Here is a 1229-nt window from a genome sequence, read left to right on the forward strand (position 1 = left end):
CGGTATCAATCCGCAGCTTCGGTGGTGTATTTAGCCCCGGTACATTTTCGGCGCAGAGTCACTCGACTAGTGAGCTATTACGCACTCTTTAAATGGTGGCTGCTTCTAAGCCAACATCCTAGTTGTCTAAGCAACTCCACATCCTTTTCCACTTAATACACACTTTGGGACCTTAGCTGGCGGTCTGGGCTGTTTCCCTTTTGACTACGGATCTTATCACTCGCAGTCTGACTCCTAAGGATAAGTCATTGGCATTCGGAGTTTGACTGAATTCGGTAATCCGATGAGGACCCCTAGTCCAATCAGTGCTCTACCTCCAAGACTCTTACACTTAAGGCTAGCCCTAAAGCTATTTCGGGGAGAACCAGCTATCTCCAGGTTCGATTGGAATTTCTCCGCTACCCACACCTCATCCCCGCACTTTTCAACGTGCGTGGGTTCGGGCCTCCATTCAGTGTTACCTGAACTTCACCCTGGACATGGGTAGATCACCTGGTTTCGGGTCTACGACCACGTACTAAACGCCCTATTCAGACTCGCTTTCGCTGCGGCTCCGCCTCTTCAGCTTAACCTCGCACGGGATCGTAACTCGCCGGTTCATTCTACAAAAGGCACGCCATCACCCGTTAACGGGCTCTGACTATTTGTAGGCACACGGTTTCAGGATCTCTTTCACTCCCCTTCCGGGGTGCTTTTCACCTTTCCCTCACGGTACTGGTTCACTATCGATCACTAGGGAGTATTTAGCCTTGGGAGATGGTCCTCCCAGATTCCGACGGAATTTCACGTGTTCCGCCGTACTCAGGATACATTCAAGAGAGAACGAAGTTTCGACTACGGGGTTGTTACCCTCTACGACGGACCTTTCCAGGTCGCTTCGTCTACCTCGTTCCTTTGTAACTCCGTATAGAATGTCCTACAACCCCAAGAGGCAAGCCTCTTGGTTTGGGCTATGTTCCGTTTCGCTCGCCGCTACTCAGGAAATCGCATTTGCTTTCTCTTCCTCCAGGTACTTAGATGTTTCAGTTCCCTGGGTCTGTCTTCCTTACCCTATGTATTCAGATAAGGATACCATACCATTACGTATGGTGGGTTTCCCCATTCGGAAATCTTCGGATCAAAGCTTACTTACAGCTCCCCGAAGCATATCGGCGTTAGTCCCGTCCTTCATCGACTCCTAGTGTCAAGGCATCCACCGTGCGCCCTTTCTAACTTAACCAAACTAAAAA

At 50.0% G+C, this 1229-nt stretch carries 1 rRNA gene (running past one end of the window); it reads right to left on the reverse strand.

From position 1 onward, the window contains the following. Positions 1-1219: ribosomal RNA gene (locus tag GBN78_RS28595) — 23S ribosomal RNA — on the reverse strand (it extends 1462 nt beyond the left edge of the window). Positions 1220-1229 lie beyond the last annotated feature (10 nt).

Source organism: Bacillus sp. B2-WWTP-C-10-Post-4 (assembly GCF_009183805.1).
GTDB lineage: Bacteria > Bacillota > Bacilli > Bacillales > Bacillaceae_G > Bacillus_A > Bacillus_A cereus.